Here is an 18,891-nt window from a genome sequence, read left to right as displayed (position 1 = left end):
TCAGTTGGTCACTCTGGCGGCGCGTTCACCAAGCCCATGCCGCCGAGGCCCACTACCGCGCAAGACTCACCACGCAGACGCAACTGTAGTACTAAAGCATTTTCAGGTCGAGTGGACACCGGTTGACCGTCGAAAATGCCGCCAAACAAAGAGACAGAGCAGGTTTCGATTCCACTGAACCGAAACCTGCCCTATCAGCGACGGGCGCGGAATGTTTGGGCTTGCATCCCTTGCCCATCCCGGCAAAAGCCGCCTGAACCGGGAGAGCAAAAGTGGCGCTTGTCAACATCATCGGAGCAGGCCCCTCAGGGCTCATGGCGGCGGAAGTCCTGGCCGCCGCCGGCCACCGCGTCACCATCCATGACCATATGCCGGCGCCAGCCCGCAAGTTCCTGCTGGCCGGGCGCGGCGGGCTGAATCTCACGCACTCCGAACCGCTCGACCAGTTTCTCGAGCGCTACGGCGAGGCGAAGGATTTTCTCGAGCCCGCAATCCGCGCCTTCCCGCCTAATGCGCTCACCGCCTGGGCCAATGGCCTGGGAATCGAAACCTTCGTGGGCTCCTCGGGCCGCGTGTTCCCCAAGCAGATGAAGGCTTCGCCGCTGCTGCGCGCCTGGCTGCGGCGGCTTGATGGCCTCGGCGTGAAGCTCGTCACCCGCTCGACATGGCGGGGCTTTGACGGCACGCCCACCATCCTCGCCCTCGGCGGCACCAGCTGGCCGCATCTGGGCTCGGACGCAGCCTGGCTGCCGCTCTTCGCGGAGAAGGGCATCGCGGTCTATCCCTTCAAGCCCGCCAACAGCCGCTTCCTGGTGCACTGGTCGCCGGTCTTCCGCGACAGATTTGCAGGCATGCCGGTCAAGAACGTGGCCCTCACCTATGCCGGAAAACGCGTGCGCGGCGAATTGATGATCTCGCAGGAGGGGATCGAGGGCGGCGCCATCTATGCCCTCTCCAAGGGTCTGCGCGAGAAGCCCGGCCATCCGCTGGTGATCGACTTCCGCCCCGACCTCAGCGAGGAGGTTCTCGCCCAGCGCCTCACGCGGCCGCGCGGCAAGGACTCGCTCTCCAATTATCTGCGCAAGGCCGCGGGCCTCTCGCCCGTTGCCGTCAACCTGTTGCGCGAGACGGGCACCGAGCCCGGCGCCAGGGGCATCAAGGCCATGCCGCTGAAGCTCGAACGCCCGGCCGGCATCACGCGGGCCATCTCCTCGGCGGGCGGCGTTTCGCGTGACGAGGTGGACGAACACTTCCAGCTCCGCAAGGCGCCCCTCACCTATTGCGTGGGCGAGATGCTGGATTGGGAGGCGCCCACCGGCGGCTATCTGCTCCAGGCCTGCTTTTCCACCGCCGTGAAAGCGGCGCGCCATCTTGCCAGCACGCTGGAAACGCGCTGAACTTCGCCCATGAGCCGCGACCTCCGCAACAGCATGGCGCTGGCGGGCGAGGCCGAGGGCGGCCTGCGGAACCCGCCGTGAGTTTCCCCACCGGATCCCGCTGGGCCTTCCGCCTGCTGCTGGCGCTGCCTGCCTGCGGCATGCTGATCTAGTTCGCGCTGCACGACAGCTGGAGGCCGCTCATCAGCCAGTCGGGCGAATGGGCGGTGCGCCTGCTGATCCTCACCCTCGCGGTCACGCCGCTGCGCATCCTCATGAAGCAGCTGCACATGGGCCCGCGCTGGCCGGGCTGGCTCCTCAAGCGCCGCCGCGATCTGGGCATGGCCTGCTTCCTCTATGCGCTGCTCCACCTCACGGCCTATCTGCTGAGGCAATGGAACATCCATGTCGTGCTCTTCGACCTCGGGTCGGCTGCCTATATGCCGGGCTGGTTCGGTTTCGTCACGCTGCTGGCGCTCGCCATCACCAGCAATGATGCGGGCGTCCATTGGCTCGGCCGCTGGTGGAAACCCCTGCAGCGCACCGTCTATCTCTCGGCCATCGCCGTCTTCCTGCATTGGTTCCTGATCCGGCAGAACCATGACGGCCTGTGGCTGCACCTCATCCCGCTCCTCGTGCTGGAGGGCTATCGCGTGCTGCACAATGTCACGCGGCCGGCGGGGATGAGGCATTGACGCAAGTCCCTTCTCCCGCCGCGAAGCCGATGGGAGAGAGGGAACTTCACGCGCGCGCATCCTTTCACGCGCGCGCATCCTCCAGCATGATCTCCGCGCCGCGCCAGCCCACCATCATGGCGGGCGCGTTGGTGTTGCCGGCAATCAGGTTGGGGAAGACCGAGGCATCGCACACGCGCAGGCCCTCGACGCCATGCACGCGGAGCCGGGTATCGACCACCGAGCCGCCCGCGTCCGGCCCCATGCGGCAGGTGCAGGCATGGTGATAGACGGTGCCGCTGCGCTGGCGGAAGTCGTCGATCAGCGCATTGTCGTCCGTCACCGCGGGGCCTGGCCGCAGCTCCTCCGCCATCAGGCCCCTCAGCGGCTCCTGCGCGGCGATCTTGCGCAGGAACTTCACCGCCGCCAGCATCTCCTCAACGTCCGACACGGTCGAGTAGGCCCGGAAGGAAATCCTCGGATGCGCCAGCGGATCCGCTGAGCTGATCATCACCTCGCCGGTGCTGGTGGGCCGGCAGTTGCTTAAACCCAGTGACAGGCCCGAGAACGGATCGGGGTTGAGGATCGGCCGTTCGCCAGCCCTGGGGATCAGCGTCGAGAAGGCCTGCATATAGAGCTGCATGTTGGGCCTGGTCATCCCCGGGTGGGTGCGGAAGAAGCCGCCGCCCTGGTTGATGGAGAGCGACAGCGGACCCTTGCGCGTCAGAATGTACTGAACGCCCGCCTTGAGCTTGCCCCACCAGGGCCGGAGCTCGTCGTTGAGCGTCGGCGCCGTCATGCGCCAGGTGTAGTTGACGCCGTGGTGGTCCTGCATGCGGGCCCCGACATTCGGGTTGTCGCGCACCACGGGAATGCCCAGCGAATGGAGCAGCGCGCCGGGCCCGATGCCGGAGAGCTGAAGGAGCTGCGGCGAATTGATGGCCCCGCCCGCCAGGATGATCCCGCGCCCCTTCGCATCGAGCTTCATGCCGCGCTGCACGTAAGCAACACCCACCGCGCGGTTGCCCTCGAACAGGATCCTGGTTGCCTGCGCGTGAGTCTCGACGCGCAGGTTCCTGCGCTTCATCGCGGGCCGCAGGAACGCGCGCGCCGCCGAATTGCGGATGCCGTTCTTGATGGTGTACTGGTAGAGGCCCACACCTTCCTGCTCCGCGCCATTGAAATCGGGCGTGAACTTCAGCCCCGCCTTGCCGGTCGCTTCGAGAAAGGGCTTGCACAGCGGATGCGCCTGGCCGCCCAGATCGGTGATGGTCAGCGGCCCGCCGCGCCCGCGATAGGCGGGGTCGCCCCCGGCGTAATTCTCCATCGCCTTGTAGGCGGAGAGCACCTCGTTCCAGCCCCAGCCCACGTTGCCCGCCGCGCGCCAGTCCTCGTAATCCTGCCGGTGGCCGCGGATATAGACCATCGCATTGATCGAGGAGGAGCCGCCCAGCAGGCGCCCGCGCGGGTAGAAGTCGCTCTGGCCATTGAGACCCGGATCGGGCTCGGCCCTGTACATCCAGTTGACGGACTTGTCATAGAAGGTCTTGCCGTAGCCAAGCGGCATCTGCACATAAAAGCGCAGGTCCGTGCCGCCGGCCTCCAGCAGCAGAACGCGGTGCGTGCCGCTCCGCGTCAGCCGGTCGGCCAGCACGCAGCCGGCCGAGCCGGCGCCCACGATGATGTAATCGAACGTCTCTGCCACGGCAGACCTTCAGTGGTGAGTGATGGCCCGTTATTGCCCCCGTTCGGGCAATCAAAACAAGCGTTTCCGCCTCACTTCCGGTTAGAAATTTTCATCGTGCGGGACCGGTCCTTCCTGCTAGAAGCGGTCCCGTTCCGGGGAGGGCTCGTGCCATGAAAGTCAAGGACCTCAAAGTCTTCATCGTCGGCAATCCGCCGCCCTCCTGGGGCGGGCGCTATTTCATTTTCGTGAAGCTGACCGCCGACAACGGCATCACCGGCATCGGCGAATGCTATTGCGCCACCTTCGGCCCGAAGGCCATGACGGCGATGATCGAGGACACTTTCCATCGCTACGTGGAAGGCATGGACCCGTTCCACATCGAATCGATGTGGCGCAAGGTCTATGGCTCCGGCTTCTCGATGCGGCCTGACATCTCGCTGATGGGCGTTCTCTCCGGCCTCGAAATCGCGCTGTGGGACATCAAGGGCAAGGCGCTGAACAAGCCGGTCTACGAGCTGCTCGGCGGCCGCGTGCACGAGAAACTGCGCTCCTACACCTATATCTACCCCGATCCGGCCAGGGGCCAGGATTCCACCATCTTCTGGAACGCCGAGCAGTCGGCGGAACGCGCGGCCCACTACGCCAGCCGCGGCTTCACCGGGATCAAGTTCGATCCCGCCGCCCCCTATTCCGCCTTCGACCCGCGCCAGCCCTCGCTCGAATCGATCGAACTCTGCGTGAAGTTCTGCAGGCTCATCCGCGAGGCGGTGGGCGCCAAGGCCGACCTGCTGTTCGGCACGCATGGCCAGTTCACGGCCTCCGGAGCGATCCGCTTCGCGAGGAAGATCGAACCCTATGATCCCCTGTGGTTCGAGGAGCCGACCCCGCCGGACAAGCCGGAGGAAATGGCACTCGTGGCGCGCGGCACCTCGATTCCCATCGCCACGGGCGAACGCCTCACCACCAAATACGAGTTCGGTCGCGTGCTGGAAAACCGCGCGGCGTCGATCCTGCAGATGGCGCTGGGCCGCGTCGGCGGCCTCATGGAAGCCAAGAAGATCGCCGGCATGGCCGAGACCTTCTATGCCCAGATCGCGCCGCACCTCTATGCAGGCCCGGTCGAGGGCGCGGCCAACGTGCACTATGCCGCCTCGCTTCCCAACTTCCTCATCCTCGAGTCGATCGAGGAATGGCGCGGCTTCCAGGCCGAGGTGCTGAAGAAGCCCATCCTCTGGCAGGACGGCTATGTGATCCCGCCCACCGAACCCGGCCTCGGCATCGAGCTCAACGAGGAGGTCTGCGAGGCGCACCCCTACACCGGCACGAACCTGCACCTTGAGATGACGAATACGCCCGTAAGCTGAGCGCACCGAATGGTGCAAGTCGCGGTTGGCCTTTTTTTCCATTGAGCAATGATGGTTCAGCGACATCGACGTGGGGGCCAGAATGATCCGTGCTGTGCTGCTTTGCATTCTTCTCGTGGTGAGTTCGTCGATCCTCCATGCGCAGGACAGATCTCCTGACCTGACGATCGACAAATCGCTCGCCGAAACACTCGAGGCCCGGAAGCTCAAGCCGAAAACGCTCACCGAGTATGCGCGGCGGAAATTCGAGCGGGGCGTAGAAAACGCCATTGGCAAGGCCAGGCTGACGAGCGAAGCCCAGCGCATCCGCACCATGGCTAAGGACATCACATTCATTGGCGTGATCGCGGAATTCGACCTCGGAGAGGTGCAGTACGCACTCGAACGGCGCATGGTTGCCACTGATCTCGGGCCACGCAACCTGCTGCTAGAACGTTACGGGTCGGACTATGTCTATGACGGAGACATGATCGTTCCCATCTGGGCCATCATTCCCGTCCAGGGCAACAAGGCGCCGACCGAGCAGGAGTTGAGGGATCAGTCTCGGGTCTCCACCTTCTCAGCCGGGTATCCGGGCCAGTTCGGCAAGGGGCAATTGTGGGACGACGGGGTCATCCCCTACGAAGTCGCGGATGACTTCTGCTGTCTCGATGCCCTGAATGAGGTCGTGAGCTATTTTGCGAACAACACAGTGTTCAGGCTTGTGCGGCGGGACGGTGAGGACAACTACGTCTACTTCCGTAACGCCGAACCGTTGACCACGAGCCGCACGCAACTCGGCAAACAGCAGGGCCGGAACGAGTTGCGGATCCAGGGTTTCGACGACCTTGGTAATCCGCACCCGCCCTTCTCCATGGTGGCGAACATCAAGCATGAGCTGGGCCATGAGCTGGGCCTCATCCATGAACACCTAAGGTCCGACCGCGATAGGTTCATCGGCCGCAACACCAGCTGCGTTGAATCCGGTCTCTATGAAAGCCTGCGCGGAGCATGGATAGACGCAGGAAATGTCAACTTCACCAATTCGGACGCCGAACTGCTGACGCCCTTCGACTACGCTTCCCGAATGATTTACAGTTTCATTATCTTGAAGCCCGACGGAACGACCTGCAACAAGTGGGTGCGCCTCGACACCTGCGCCGGCCGCAATCCAGCGGCTGCCAACTGCCAGGGCGTCGGGGGTGAACCTGACTTCACCGCCCTCGACATCGAAGGTTTGCACAAGATCTACATCGAGGTGCCGGGTGCCAGTGCCTTCATCACGGCGGATGGTGGAACGCGCTTCTTCACCGGAGACAATGTGCGCCATCGCGGCAAGCCAATCGACAAGTGCCTGCATGGCGTGGCCCTCGGACGGGATGGATGTGACGCCCGCTCGCGCGACAAGGTCGTCAACGAGTTCTGCCGCCAGAAAGGCTTCACCGACGGCTTCTCCCCGCAATATGTGAGCAACTGGGGCACCCATTCCGGCTTTCACATGGTGGAGGGCTGGAAGAACGTCTGGGGTGCAGACATTCTGTCTTCGGTCGGTTGCGCCAATCGCACGCCGGCCGCCCAGCGCGTTGTGAATGGCCAGTCGGTGGAGGAGGAATTCCGCGGCAACGAGGTGCGCATCCGCCAGCGCCTCGTCGACCGCTGCCTCCATGGCGACAATATCAGCGGCGACCGTTGTTCGGAGGCCAACCAACGCCGCATTGCCAGCGCCTTCTGCCGCCGCTGGGGCTTTCTGCGCAGCACTGGCTTCGCGACGGATACGGCATTCCTCGCGCTTGAGGTGAATGCAATCGGCTATGACTTCGACCGCGACCGGTTCGTGGATGTTGCCGCCAACGATGTCTTCACGATGGTAAAGTGCGAGAAGGATGCTGCCGCCGGCGACTCCCGCCGTTTCTCGCGCAGCGAAATCCGCATTGATAACATGCCGGTGGACCGCTGTGTGCATGGCACGCCGTTTGGCGAGGACCGCTGCAACCTCCAGAACCAGAGGGCCGTCGCGAACGCGTTCTGCCGTGCGATGCAGTTCACCTCGGCGGAACAGTTCACTGTCGCTGGGGCGGCGAATGCCACAGCCAGTGGCTTTCATCCGGGTACCAATAATTTCCGTGAGATCTGGGGCTCGCTTGATGTATTGAGCAGCGTCGAGTGTAAACGATAGAATGGAACGGCGAACATCATGCAACACGTGAGTTACGGCTACATCGGCCTCGGCAACCTCGGCGGCCACCTCGCGCATTCCCTCGTCAAGAAGGGCTACAAGGTCACCGTCTACGACCTCGATCCGAAGCTTGCCGAGCGCCACCTGAAGGATGGCGCCACATGGGCCGCCTCGCCGGCCGAACTGGCGTCCAAGGTCGACGTGGTCTTCACCTGCCTTCCATCGCCCGCGGTGTCGGAGAAGGTGCTTGCGGAGATTCTCACCACGCTCAAGGCCGGCTCCACCTGGATCGAGAACTCCACCAATGGCCGCGATGAGATGATCCGGCTGGCACGGATGGCCGAGGCCAGGGGCATCAAGGTTCTCGAAGCACCGGTCACCGGCGGCGTGCACTTGGCGGCGCGCGGCGAGATCACCGTGCTGGTCGGCGGCGACAAGGCGCTGTTCGGGGAGTTCCGCCCGGCACTCGAAACCATCGGCAGGAAGATCTTCCACATGGGCCCCATCGGTTCGGCGGCGATCATCAAGGTCATCACCAACATGCTGGCTTTCATCCACCTCGTGGCGGATGCCGAGGCGCTTATGCTCGCCAGGCGCGGCGGGCTCGACCTCGGGCAGGCCTGGCACGCGATCACCGCCTCATCAGGGTCGAGCTTTGTCCATGAAACGGAAGGCCAGCTGATCCTCAACGGAAGTTACGATATCGCCTTCTCCATGGACCTCGCCTTGAAGGACCTGGGTTTCGCCATGAACTTCGGCAGGGAATTCGGCGTGCCGCTGGACCTCGCCTCGATGACGCAGCAGACCTTCATGAAGGGCAAGGCCGCCTATGGCGGCTCCGCACAGTCCACCCAGATCGCCAGGCTGCTGGAAGACCTGCTCAACACCGATCTCCGCGCCCCCGGCTTTCCGGCACGGCTGGAATAGCGCCCGGCGCACATATCCAATAGAATCGAATCTGTATGCGGCAGTCCACTTTACCTTCCCCGCCCACTCCGTTTCGATTATGGCGGAGGGGCGCGCGGGCAGGAGACACCATTCGCGGCGGTGCGCAAGGGCAGCCCAAGGAGGCGATCCGATGACATTGGCGTTCTGGCCCAGGCTTGTGGCGCGCTGTGACGGACCCCGCGCGCTGGGCATACTGATGCTGATTGCAATCGTGCTGTGCCCGCTCCTGCCCTTCTACAATGTTGTCGACTTCGACGTCGCCTTCCTCGCCTGGACGGCGGAGAAATGGCTGCACGGCGCCGTTTATGGGCGCGACATACTCGAAATCAATCCACCGCTGTGCATGTTTCTCTATTTGCCTGCGGCCCTTCTTGCGCCCGTCACCGGGCTTGAGTGGGGCGTGAGGCTGTCGATGCTGGGGCTGACGCTGCTCTCGATTGCGGCTTTGTGGCGCTCGGCAGGCACGGCGATGCGGCTGCCCCTCGCCGCGATGCTGCTCGTTTTCGTCAGCCTCGCTTATCCCAATTTCTTCGCCCAGCGCGAGCAGATCGCCCTGCTGCTCACCGCGCCCTATGTTGCAGGCGCCATGCCCGGGCGGCGCTGGGGCCTTCTCAGCGGCCTGATGGCCGCGGTCGGCTTTCTGATGAAGCCGCACTTCCTGATCCCGCTGGCGCTGATCGTGGCGCTGCGGCGGAGCATCGGGCGCGAGGAAAAGGTGATCGCCGCCGCGGGCATCGCCTATGGCGTCATTCTGCTCGCCTTCTTCCGCCCCTATCTGACGGAGATGATTCCCATGGGCAGCGGCGCTTACTGGGCGTCCGGCTGGCCGGTGGAAGACCTGATCTTGCAGGCTGCCGTCGTGCTGCTGTCAACCTTGCCGCTGGCAGCCACCGGCGCGACCGCGGCTGAGCCTGCCGCGCGGCCATATCTGCTGGCGGCACTGGGCTTCATGGCCGCGGCCGTCCTGCAGGGCAGAGGATTTTATTACCACTTCCTGCCGGCCTTTGGCTATGTGGCGCTCTATCTCACGGTGTTGACGTTCAACCCGCGGCCGCTGGTGGCGGGTGCAGCGGCGGCCTTCCTCGCGGTCAATGCTCTGCTGATCGGGCGAATGGCGGCAATCTGGTTCGCCAATGCAGCGGAGCTCGCCCCCTCGGAAGTCACGCTGCTGGCGGAACTGGACCGCAGCGCCAGCTTTATTTCCTTCGTCCCGCAACCCTACCCGGCCTTTCCCACAGCAATCCACACACGCGCCCGCTATGTGGGGCTGTCGAGCAGCGGTGTGGCCTTTTCCGGTCCGGTTGCGCGCTACGAAACGGGTCTTTCACCCAGCATCCCGGCGGAAGCCGAGCGCCTGACGCGGTGGCAGGCGCTGCGGGAACTGGCGCGGCAGCCGGAGGTCGTCATCACGCTCGACGCGCCCGTGGCCATCGGGGGGCGACCCTTCGACATCCTCGACTGGCTGATGAAGGATGAGGACTTCCGCGCGGCATGGTCGCATTACCGGGCGGACCGGACGATCGGACCTTTCCGCCTCTACCGCCGTGTGGAAGCTGCGCCCTGAGGGGCTGAGCCTCCGGCGCCGGAAACGATCAAGCCCGGGCGCGGACCGCGCGGACAGGCGCGGGCTTTCGACAGGCAAAGTCGGAGCTTGCAGCGCGGCAAGGAGCTTCGCCTGGCTTTTGACGCTCCCCGGTGACATGCCCCGTCCGGTTGCTTGAACATGATCTCGCCCCAAAGGGAAAACACCATCTCAATGCCCTCGCCGCCGCCATGCGAAAACCCGTCATCCTCGCCAACGCCGTCGCCGCCAGGGACACGGGCTGGCCGCCAACACGCCCCTGGGCGCACCTGGTTGCTCCCGCCTTGCCTGGGTGGCCGATGTGTGATGGAGTGACAAGCCTATTCGGACTTGCAACCTTAACTCTGCCGTCACACGCCGCGAGCCAACTGCATCAGAGGGATATGCGGGACCGGTGCTTTTGCCCTTCGAGAAACGCTTTCTGGCGCTGACCCTGGCGATTGCCGCCGTGCTGGTGCTGGCGGTGGTTGCGCTGCTGCTGCCCGGCTGGAACGGTCTCATCGGCGCCGGGCTGGCGGTTGCGCTGGTCCTCGCCCTGCTGGGGCTTTACGACCTGTTCCAGACGCGCCATGCGGTGTTGCGCAACTATCCGATCATCGGGCGCCTGCGCTTCCTGCTGGAGGACATCAGGCCCGAGATCCGGCAGTATTTCTTCGAGGACGACAAGAGCGGCATGCCGTTTGCGCGGGACAAGCGGGCCATCGTGTATCAGCGCGCCAAGCAGCAGCTCGACAAGCGGCCTTTCGGCACCCACTACAATGTCTATGGCGAGAATTTCGAATGGCTGCACCATTCGATCGCACCGCGCCCGGCTGCGGCGGAGCCGTTCCGCGTGCGGATCGGCGGGCCCCGCTGCACGAAGCCCTATGACGCCTCGGTGTTCAACATCTCCGCCATGAGCTATGGCGCGCTGTCGGCCAATGCCATCCGTGCACTGAACAAGGGCGCAAGGGCCGGCGGCTTCGCGCATGATACGGGTGAAGGCGGCGTCAGCCCCTATCACCGGGAGGGCGGCGGCGATCTCATTTGGGAACTGGGCTCGGGCTATTTCGGCTGCCGCGCGGATGATGGCGGCTTCGACGCGGAGAAATTTGCCGCCACAGCCAGCGACCCGCAGATCAAGATGATCGAGGTGAAGCTCAGCCAGGGCGCCAAGCCCGGCCATGGCGGCGTGCTGCCCAGGGCCAAGATCACGCCCGAGATCGCGGCGATCCGCGGCGTTCCGATGGACCGGGACTGCGTGTCTCCCGCCTGCCACGCCGCCTTCTCCTCGCCTGCGGGGCTGCTCGAATTCCTCGCGCGGCTGCGCGGTCTTTCGGGTGGCAAGCCCGTGGGCTTCAAGCTCTGCATCGGGCATCCGTGGGAATTTCTCGGCGTCGTCAAGGCCATGCTGGAGACGGGGCAGAAGCCCGATTTCATTGTGGTTGACGGCAAGGAGGGCGGCACGGGTGCGGCGCCCCTTGAATTCATGGACCATATCGGCATGCCGATGCGCGATGGGCTGTCCTTCGTCCATTCGGCGCTGGTGGGCGCCAGCCTGCGCGATGAGATCAAAATCGGCTGTGCCGGCAAGATCATCTCCGGCTTCGACATGGCCCGTGTGATGGCGCTGGGGGCGGATTGGTGCAATGCGGCGCGCGGCTTCATGTTTGCGCTTGGCTGCATCCAGGCGCAGCACTGCCACACCGGCGCCTGCCCCACCGGGGTCGCCACCCAGGACCCGATGCGCCAGCGCGCGCTTGTGGTGCCCGACAAGGCCGAGCGCGTGGCGCGCTTCCATGAAGACACGGTGAAATCGCTGGCCGAAATCGTGGCGGCGGTGGGCCTCGACCACCCCAGACAGCTGCTGCCTCAGCACATCTTGCGCCGTGGCGCTGATGGCCGCATTCACAGCCTGCGCGAGATTTATCCTCTGCTGCAGCCCGGCGAGCTTCTTTCGGGGATCAGGGACGCGGCCTTCGCGGAAGCCTGGGCGCTGGCCTCAGCCACCAGCTTCGCCCCGGCGCCGGGGAATGTTTAGGCTTTGGAGGGTGCATCACCTTCCTGCTCACCGGCCACCTCTGCCTCGATCTCCTGCCTGGCGCGCACCCAGTGGGCGAGCGCGTGGCCGTCCGGGCGGCCGTCACCTTCCCAGATCAGATAGGCGCGCTCGCGGATGCGCCCGGCATGCGGATGTTCTTCCGTATGGTCCTTGGTGTCATCGCTCATCGGGGTTTTCTCCTCGCCACGGCAGGCTGATCCGGTCCTGTTGTGCGACGGAGATATAACGGCTGCGCGACGGCGCTCCGGCCCTGGCCGGCATGGGACTTTTCAACCTTGGCAAAGCACAACCACTGTGGCAGGCAGGACTCCACGGAGACCCGGCAGTGAAATTCAATGTTCCCGACATGACCTGCGGCCATTGCGTGGCCACCATCACCAGGGCGGTGAAGGCGGTGGACCCGGCGGCAGAGGTGAAGGCCGACCTCGCGGGCAAGACAGTGACGGTGGAAACGGCCGTTCCAGCCGAGGCGGTGGCGAGGGCGCTGGATCGGGCGGGGTATCCCAATTCGGCCATGTGACTGTCACGCGCAACTCCCATATAAGGGGCATGATCCGGGGGCGCTTGTGAAGGACACCACGTGCAGCAGAACACGAATGAAGACGGCGGGTTGCACAAAAAGCAGAAGCCGGCCCGGCTGTCCGATATCGTGCGCGCGATTGACACCAGCCAGGAAATCACCATCGGCGAACTGGCGGATTCACTGGGCGAGCGGGCCTTCGGCGCGCTGCTGTTCATCTTCGCGGTGCCCAACGCCATTCCCATGCCGCCCGGCACCTCCGCCATTCTCGGCCTGCCGCTGGTCATCCTCACCTGGCAGGTGATGGTGGGGCGGCAGACGCTGTGGCTGCCCGCGGTGGTGCGCAAGCGCCGCATCCCGCGCGACTTGCTGCGGACCTTCGTCGACAAGGTGACGCCCGTCATGGCCAGGCTGGAGCGCGTGCTGAAGCCGCGGCTGGGCCTCGTGGTCACCTCCAACCTTGCCGAGCGGATGATCGGGCTCGTGGCCTTTCCGCTGGCGCTGATCCTGTTCCTGCCCATTCCCTTCGCCAACATGCCGCCCGCGCTTGCCATCGCCTGCCTGGCGCTGGGGCTTGCCGAGCGTGACGGCCTCGCCGTGCTGGTGGGCTATGTTTTCTCGGCGGCCTCCGTCGGGATCCTGGCCGCCGTATCCTCAGCGCTTTATGCGGGGGCGGTGGCCTTCTTCCATGCGCTGTTCGGGGTCTGAGCTTTCGCTGCCCGGCCAATCCTGCTATCGGGCCTCATCCATCCTGTTTACCAAGGACGTTCCTGTGCCCTCTCCCGTCATCACCGTCATGACCGCCGCCGTGCGCAAGGCGGCCCGCACGCTCCAGCGCGATTATGGCGAGCTTGCCAATCTGCAGGTGTCGCAAAAGGCGCCGGGCGACTATGTCACCGTCGCCGACCAGCGCGTCGACAAGCTGCTGCGAGAGGAACTGGCCAAGGCGCGCCCCGGTTATGCCTTCCTCACCGAGGAGACGGGGGTCGTTCCCGGCACGGACCCCGACCACCGCTTCATCATCGACCCGATCGACGGCACCATGAACTTCATGCATGCCGTCCCTTTCTTCGCCATCACCGTGGCGCTGGAGCGCAAGGGCGAGCTGGTGGCCGCCCTCACCTATAACCCGATCACCGACGAAATCTATTCCGCCGAAAAGGGCGGCGGCGCCTTCCTCAACAACAAGCGCATCCGCGTGGCCCAGCGCCGCGACATCCATGACACGCTGGTGAGTTATGAAGTGCCGCACCGGGGCGGCAAGGACCTGGCCCTGTCGCGCGCCGAGATCTCCGTGCTGCAGGCGCGCGTCGTGGGCATCCGCGGCACGGGCTCGGCCGCCCTCTCGCTGGCCTATGTGGCGGCGGGCCGGTTTGACGCCATGGTCTGCCGAAACATCAAGCCGTGGGACATGGCGGCGGGCATCCTTCTGGTGAAGGAGGCCGGCGGCTTCGTCTCCGACCCCGATGCGGAGAAAAACCCGATGGAGACGGGCGGCATCCTCGCCACCAACGGGGACCTCCTGCCGCAGTTCAAGGACGCGCTGAGCAAGGCGCGGGAAGCCTGACGCCATCAGAGAGGGAGGGGAACGTGACCGGCCTTCAGTGGAAATCCGCCGCGAAGCTCGTGAAGGGCTATGCGAAGAAGACGTTCTCCCCCGTCGAGGTGGCTGAGGCCTGCCTCGCGCAGATCGCGCGGCATGACGGGCGGCTGAACGCCATGGCCGCGGTCCATGCGGAAGAGGCTCTCGCAGAGGCCAAGGCCAGCGAGAAGCGCTGGATGAGGGCTGAGCCGCAGGGGCCGGTCGATGGCGTGCCGGCGCTGATCAAGGACCTGCTGCTGGTGCGCGGCTGGCCCACCCTGCGCGGATCGCTGACCGTCGACAGACACCAGGCCTGGGACCAGGATGCGCCCAGCGTCGCCCGGCTGCGCGAATGCGGTGCGGTATTCCTCGGCGCCACCACCACGCCGGAATTCGGCTGGAAGGGCGTGACGGACTCGCCATTGACCGGCATCACGCGGAATCCGTGGGACGTGACGAAGACGCCGGGCGGATCATCCGGCGGGTCGGCCGCCGCGGCGGCTGCCGGCTATGCGCCACTGACGCTGGGCACCGATGGCGGCGGCTCGATCCGCATTCCGGCGGGCTTCACCGGCATTTTCGGGTTGAAGCCCTCCTTCGGGCGCGTTCCCGCCTATCCGCTGTCGCCCTTCGGCACGGTGGCGCATGTGGGGCCGATGACCCGCACGGTGGAAGACGCCTGCCTGATGATGAACGTCATCGCGCAGCCCGATGCGCGCGACTGGACGTCGCTGCCCCCCGATGGCGTTGACTACACGGCGAAGCTTGGCCGGGGCATCAAAGGACTGAAGATCGCCTACAGCCCGACGCTCGGCTATGTCGAGGCCGACCCCGGGATCGCAAAGCTGGTGCGGGACGCGGTGCGCGTGCTGGAGGAGCTGGGGGCAGAGGTGGAGGAGGTCGATCCCGGTTTTGCCGACCCCGCCGCAACCTTCCGCATCCTGTGGTGGTCCGGCGCGCGCGCCCTGCTCGGCAAGTTGCCGGAGGAGAAGAAGGCGCTGCTCGACCCGGCGCTGGCCGACGTCGTGGCGCAGTCGATGGCGATTACGCTTGATGATTATCAGGATGCGGTCAAGGCCCGTGGCGTGCTGGGCAGCCAGATGCGCCAGTTCATGGAAGGCTATGACCTGCTGGTGACGCCCACCCTGCCCATCCCCGCCTTCGAGGCCGGCAGGCTGTCACCCGCCGACACTGACAACACGGGAAAATGGGTTAACTGGACGCCCTTCAGCTATCCCTTCAACCTCACCCAGCAGCCCGCCGCCAGCGTGCCTTGCGGCTTCACCCGCGACGGGCTTCCCGCAGGCCTGCACATTGTGGGCCGCATGTTTGGCGACCGCACCGTGCTGAAAGCCGCCCATGCCTATGAGCGGGCAACCGCCTGGCATAAGGCCAGGCCGCCGGGCTATTGATCCAGAGCGCTTTCAGGCGGCGTGCTGGTGCTCAAGCCGGGAGATTTCGTCCTTGATCTTGAGTTTCTTGCGCTTGAGTGCGGCGATTTCGGCATCCGACGACGCCGGGTGGTTCATGGCGTCCGCGAGCTGGGCCTCCAGGGCCTTATGCTTTGCGTGCAGTTCGCCAAGATGCGCTTGAAGACTCATGCGATCCTCCATTGTTTGGCTATGGATTGACTCGATCATTGCACAGAGTTGGGGGCTTGTCGAACATGTGCAAAGGGCTTTAGTGAAGAAATCCGCAAAACAGATGCGTGAACTGTCGGGGACGGAATGCCAAAGCTGGACGTGATACAGGAAGTGCAGCTGCGCGCGCAGTTGCAGACGCTGATCCAGCAGCACCGTGACCTCGACATGGCGATCACGTCCCTGGCCGACACCGGCACGGGTGACCAGCTGCAGCTGCGCCGCCTCAAGAAGATGAAGCTGGACATCAAGGACAAGATCCAGACCATCGAGAACATGCTGATCCCTGACATCATCGCCTGAGGACGGACCCGATGACCACGCCACCCGTCGCCATCATCATGGGCAGCCAGTCCGACTGGGCCACCATGAAGCATGCCGCCGAAACCCTGGACCGCCTGGGCATCGCACATGACGACCGCATCGTCTCCGCCCACCGCACGCCGAAAAGGCTCTATGACTTCGCCACCGCCGCGCGGGACAACGGCTTCAGGGTGATCATCGCCGGGGCCGGGGGCGCGGCGCATCTGCCCGGCATGGCGGCCGCCATGACATCCCTCCCCGTGTTCGGCGTGCCGGTCGAGTCCAGGGCGCTTTCGGGCCAGGACTCCCTCCTCTCGATCGTCCAGATGCCGGCGGGCATTCCGGTGGGTACGCTGGCCATCGGCAAGGCGGGCGCGGTGAATGCCGCACTTCTGGCGGCGAGCGTGCTGTCACTGAACGATCCCGCGCTGACCAGGCGCCTTGACGCCTTCCGGGCGGAACAGACGGCCTCCGTCGCCGAGCGCCCGAAGGACGAGGCATGAGGACGATCACGACGCCCCTGCCGCCCGGCTCCACCGTCGGCATCCTGGGCGGCGGGCAGCTGGCCCGCATGCTGGCGCTGGCGGCCGGCCGCCTGGGCATCGACTGCCACATCTATGCGCCGGAGGCCAACAGCCCCGCCTTCGCCGTCTCGGCCGCGAAATCGGTCGCCGCTTACGACGACTTTGCCGCTCTGGAGGCTTTCGCGAAACAGGTCGACGTCGTCACCTATGAGTTCGAGAACGTGCCGGGAGATACGGCGGGCTTCCTCGACAGGCTGGCGCCCGTCGCCCCCGGCGTGGCGGCGCTGAAGACGGCGCAGGACCGGATCGCCGAGAAGACCTTCATTTCAGGCCTCGGCATTCCCGTCGCCCCCTTCGCCGAGGTTTCCGGCATCGCATCGCTCGAGGCGGCAATCGCCCGCATCGGGCGGCCCGCCGTGCTGAAGACCAGGCGTTTCGGGTATGACGGCAAGGGTCAGACCAAGATATGCGACGCCACCGACCCCGCCGCCGCCTTCGCCGAGATCGGGGGGCAGCCGGCGATCCTTGAGGGCTTCGTGCGCTTCGAGACGGAAATCTCGGTCATTGCCGCCCGCAGCTGGCCGGGCGAGGTCCGGGTCTATGACGTGCCCGAGAACCACCACGAGAACCACATTCTCAAGACATCGACCGTTCCCGGCCGTATTTCGCCCGCCGTCGCCCGCACCGCCATGGATTTCGGCAACCGCATCATCGCCGCGCTGGACTATGTGGGGGTGATCGGGATCGAGATGTTCGTGTCAGGCGACCAGGTGACTGTCAACGAGATCGCTCCCCGGGTGCATAACTCCGGGCACTGGACCATGGACGCCTGTGCCGTCTCCCAGTTCGAGCAGCACATCCGGGCCGTCTGCGGCTGGCCCCTGGGAAGTCCGGAGCGCTATGCCGACGTGGTGATGACCAACCTGCTGGGGGACGAGGCCCAGCGCTGGCGGGAGCTGGCCGCCGAGCCCCGGGTGCACCTCCACCTCTATGGCAAGCGGGAGGCCCGGCCAGGGCGCAAAATGGGGCATTTCAACAGGCTGACCCCTCGACAGACCTGAGACTCTATGATAATGCGCCGCTCACTTTCTGCCTCCTATGGGGGCTTTCAATTCGTCCAACCCTGTTTGCAGAGGTAGCACTTGCAAGTCGTCGTCCGTGACAACAATGTCGATCAGGCCCTGAAGGCGCTCAAGAAAAAAATGCAGCGCGAGGGCATTTTCCGCGAGATGAAGCTCCGCGGCCACTACGAGAAGCCCTCCGAGAAGAAGGCCCGCGAAAAGGCGGAAGCCGTGCGCCGCGCCCGCAAGCTGCAGCGCAAGAAGCTGCAACGCGAAGGCCTGCTGCCCATGCCGAAGAAGGTCGAGGGCCCGGCCCGCGGCCCGCGCGCCCAGTAAGAAGCCTTTCCGGTTCGCTGCTGCAAGGGCCGCCTCCCCCCGGGGAGAGCGGCCCTTTTCAATTGTGGCAGCCGCCGCAATTGCCCCAAACTGAACACAAGCTTCCACAAACAAGTTACACAAGCGTCCTACGGTCGGACCGATCGCCCCCTAGATGAGGATCATCGACACGATCCAGAGGGGGAACACAAATGATCCGCTACGCTTTCGTCCTGCTTGGCGCCCTTGGCGCCTTCGCCGCGGCCGCCGCCATCCACGATGCGCCCGCCAGCACGCCGGGGGCGAATGCGTACCCGGCCAGCAACCTCACTGTCATCGCCAAGAACAGCGCTTATCCGGTGCTCGACACCGAAGGCTGGATCGCCTGCGAGAAGGACGACTGCTCCGACGTTCCGCCTAACGGATAATTCATGCGCGGCCGCCGCATGCGGCATTGAACCACCGCATTCGAACCCCAATATGTATCTCATTCCCAGGCAGTACTTCCCCCCCATCCCCTGCAAACACTGCCTGTACCTGGACCCCGGCCGCAGTTTGCGCCGGGGTTCTTTTCTTCCGCCCGGCGGGGTTTCGGAAAAATCGGCGGGTGTGGCCTGCCTCACCGCGCGGCAGCAAAGTTTGTCCTGCGGGCGTTCCGCTGACCGCCGGGGAAAAGGAGCACAACCATGAAGACGCTCACCCCATCGGTCATCCTGAGCGTGATGTTTCTCTCGGCGGGGGCTTTCGCCGGATCGAACCACGGCTCGCAGCCGGCCGCCGTCTCCGCCGCCAAGCCCGCCAACGTTACGGTGGTGATGAAGAATGGGGCTTGGCCGCCGGCCGGGCTGATTTCGGTCGCGCCCTGCAGCCACACGCGCTGCCTCGCCATCTGACCGGCGGGAGTGTTGACCCCGCCCCGATTGGGCTTGGAATCCGCCCGCCTTCTGTGTAGGAGAACCGAAATTCTGGTTTCCCTCGCATGCCAAAACGTGACGACATCAAATCCATCCTCATCATCGGGGCTGGACCGATCATTATCGGCCAGGCCTGCGAGTTCGATTATTCCGGCGCCCAGGCCTGCAAGGCGCTGAAGGCCGAGGGCTACCGCATCATCCTGGT

19 protein-coding genes and 1 pseudogene are annotated in these 18,891 nt (G+C 65.0%); 17 read left to right on the top strand and 3 right to left on the bottom strand.

Features of this window, described 5'->3' with window-relative positions; translation table 11 throughout:
- The first annotated feature begins 272 nt into the window (after positions 1–272).
- A complete protein-coding gene (locus tag IOC69_RS13025) occupies positions 273–1,397 on the top strand; it encodes a TIGR03862 family flavoprotein (RefSeq protein ID WP_290543988.1) in 1,125 nt (374 codons plus the stop codon).
- 206 nt (positions 1,398–1,603) lie between these two features.
- Entirely contained in the window at positions 1,604–2,071 is a 468-nt protein-coding gene (locus tag IOC69_RS13020; RefSeq protein WP_290543987.1) for a ferric reductase-like transmembrane domain-containing protein, read from the top strand.
- 64 nt (positions 2,072–2,135) lie between these two features.
- Here the strand turns inward: IOC69_RS13020 and IOC69_RS13015 are convergent, their stop codons facing one another.
- Positions 2,136–3,755 carry a GMC family oxidoreductase N-terminal domain-containing protein gene (locus IOC69_RS13015; RefSeq protein ID WP_290543986.1) on the bottom strand — a complete coding sequence of 540 codons (1,620 nt, stop codon included), beginning with the start codon at positions 3,753–3,755 and terminating at the stop codon, positions 2,136–2,138.
- A 152-nt stretch (positions 3,756–3,907) separates the two neighbouring features.
- Here IOC69_RS13015 and IOC69_RS13010 point away from each other — a divergent pair, with 152 nt between their 5' ends.
- From IOC69_RS13010 to IOC69_RS12990, 5 genes are all read left to right on the top strand, one after another.
- Positions 3,908–5,101: a mandelate racemase/muconate lactonizing enzyme family protein gene (locus tag IOC69_RS13010; RefSeq protein WP_290543985.1), complete on the top strand. Its 1,194-nt coding sequence runs from the start codon at positions 3,908–3,910 to the stop codon at positions 5,099–5,101.
- Positions 5,102–5,183: 82 nt separating this feature from the next.
- Complete coding sequence (locus IOC69_RS13005) at positions 5,184–7,256, top strand: M12 family metallopeptidase (protein WP_290543984.1); 2,073 nt, start codon at positions 5,184–5,186, stop codon at positions 7,254–7,256.
- A gap of 18 nt (positions 7,257–7,274) precedes the next feature.
- Positions 7,275–8,183 carry an NAD(P)-dependent oxidoreductase gene (locus IOC69_RS13000; protein ID WP_290543983.1) on the top strand — a complete coding sequence of 303 codons (909 nt, stop codon included), beginning with the start codon at positions 7,275–7,277 and terminating at the stop codon, positions 8,181–8,183.
- Between the two features lie 151 nt (positions 8,184–8,334).
- Positions 8,335–9,768 carry a hypothetical protein gene (locus tag IOC69_RS12995; protein WP_290543982.1) on the top strand — a complete coding sequence of 478 codons (1,434 nt, stop codon included), beginning with the start codon at positions 8,335–8,337 and terminating at the stop codon, positions 9,766–9,768.
- Between the two features lie 412 nt (positions 9,769–10,180).
- A complete protein-coding gene (locus IOC69_RS12990; RefSeq protein ID WP_290543981.1) occupies positions 10,181–11,806 on the top strand; it encodes an FMN-binding glutamate synthase family protein in 1,626 nt (541 codons plus the stop codon).
- Here the strand turns inward: IOC69_RS12990 and IOC69_RS12985 are convergent.
- Complete coding sequence (locus IOC69_RS12985) at positions 11,803–11,994, bottom strand: DUF2934 domain-containing protein (RefSeq protein WP_290543980.1); 192 nt, start codon at positions 11,992–11,994, stop codon at positions 11,803–11,805. The genes IOC69_RS12990 and IOC69_RS12985 overlap by 4 nt on opposite strands.
- Positions 11,995–12,152: 158 nt before the next feature.
- Between IOC69_RS12985 and IOC69_RS12980 the strand changes: the two genes are divergently transcribed.
- The 4 genes from IOC69_RS12980 to IOC69_RS12965 all read left to right on the top strand — a co-directional run bounded on the left by IOC69_RS12980 (position 12,153) and on the right by IOC69_RS12965 (position 15,341).
- Positions 12,153–12,347: a heavy-metal-associated domain-containing protein gene (locus tag IOC69_RS12980; RefSeq protein ID WP_290543979.1), complete on the top strand. Its 195-nt coding sequence runs from the start codon at positions 12,153–12,155 to the stop codon at positions 12,345–12,347.
- Positions 12,348–12,407: 60 nt separating this feature from the next.
- Positions 12,408–13,055: an exopolysaccharide biosynthesis protein gene (locus IOC69_RS12975; RefSeq protein WP_290543978.1), complete on the top strand. Its 648-nt coding sequence runs from the start codon at positions 12,408–12,410 to the stop codon at positions 13,053–13,055.
- Positions 13,056–13,119: 64 nt separating this feature from the next.
- The gene (locus IOC69_RS12970; protein ID WP_290543977.1) at positions 13,120–13,914 is read left to right on the top strand and encodes an inositol monophosphatase family protein; all 795 of its coding nucleotides are present in this window, start codon (positions 13,120–13,122) and stop codon (positions 13,912–13,914) included.
- Between the two features lie 23 nt (positions 13,915–13,937).
- Entirely contained in the window at positions 13,938–15,341 is a 1,404-nt protein-coding gene (locus IOC69_RS12965) for an amidase (protein WP_290543976.1), read from the top strand.
- Positions 15,342–15,353: 12 nt separating this feature from the next.
- Here the strand turns inward: IOC69_RS12965 and IOC69_RS12960 are convergent, their stop codons facing one another.
- Positions 15,354–15,530: a DUF465 domain-containing protein gene (locus IOC69_RS12960; RefSeq protein ID WP_290543975.1), complete on the bottom strand. Its 177-nt coding sequence runs from the start codon at positions 15,528–15,530 to the stop codon at positions 15,354–15,356.
- A gap of 126 nt (positions 15,531–15,656) precedes the next feature.
- Between IOC69_RS12960 and IOC69_RS12955 the strand changes: the two genes are divergently transcribed.
- From IOC69_RS12955 to IOC69_RS12930, 6 genes and pseudogenes are all read left to right on the top strand, one after another.
- Positions 15,657–15,872 (top strand): DUF465 domain-containing protein, encoded by a 216-nt coding sequence (locus IOC69_RS12955; protein ID WP_290543974.1) that lies wholly within the window; start codon positions 15,657–15,659, stop codon positions 15,870–15,872.
- 11 nt (positions 15,873–15,883) lie between these two features.
- Positions 15,884–16,375, top strand: a complete 492-nt coding sequence (gene purE / locus IOC69_RS12950) for a 5-(carboxyamino)imidazole ribonucleotide mutase (RefSeq protein WP_290543973.1) — start codon at positions 15,884–15,886, stop codon at positions 16,373–16,375.
- Positions 16,372–17,457, top strand: a complete 1,086-nt coding sequence (locus IOC69_RS12945; protein WP_290543972.1) for a 5-(carboxyamino)imidazole ribonucleotide synthase — start codon at positions 16,372–16,374, stop codon at positions 17,455–17,457. The genes purE and IOC69_RS12945 overlap by 4 nt, the downstream gene beginning before the upstream one ends.
- Before the next feature lie 81 nt (positions 17,458–17,538).
- Positions 17,539–17,754: pseudogene (rpsU, locus tag IOC69_RS12940) on the top strand (30S ribosomal protein S21); the annotation flags it as partial.
- Between the two features lie 230 nt (positions 17,755–17,984).
- Positions 17,985–18,200 carry a hypothetical protein gene (locus IOC69_RS12935; RefSeq protein ID WP_290543971.1) on the top strand — a complete coding sequence of 72 codons (216 nt, stop codon included), beginning with the start codon at positions 17,985–17,987 and terminating at the stop codon, positions 18,198–18,200.
- A gap of 258 nt (positions 18,201–18,458) precedes the next feature.
- Entirely contained in the window at positions 18,459–18,665 is a 207-nt protein-coding gene (locus IOC69_RS12930) for a hypothetical protein (protein ID WP_290543970.1), read from the top strand.
- The last annotated feature ends 226 nt before the right edge of the window (positions 18,666–18,891 follow it).

It is taken from the genome of Aestuariivirga sp., assembly GCF_020252405.1.
GTDB lineage: Bacteria > Pseudomonadota > Alphaproteobacteria > Rhizobiales > Aestuariivirgaceae > Aestuariivirga.
The sequence above is the reverse complement of the archived record's forward strand: the minus strand, read 5'-3'. Positions and strand labels throughout refer to the sequence as shown.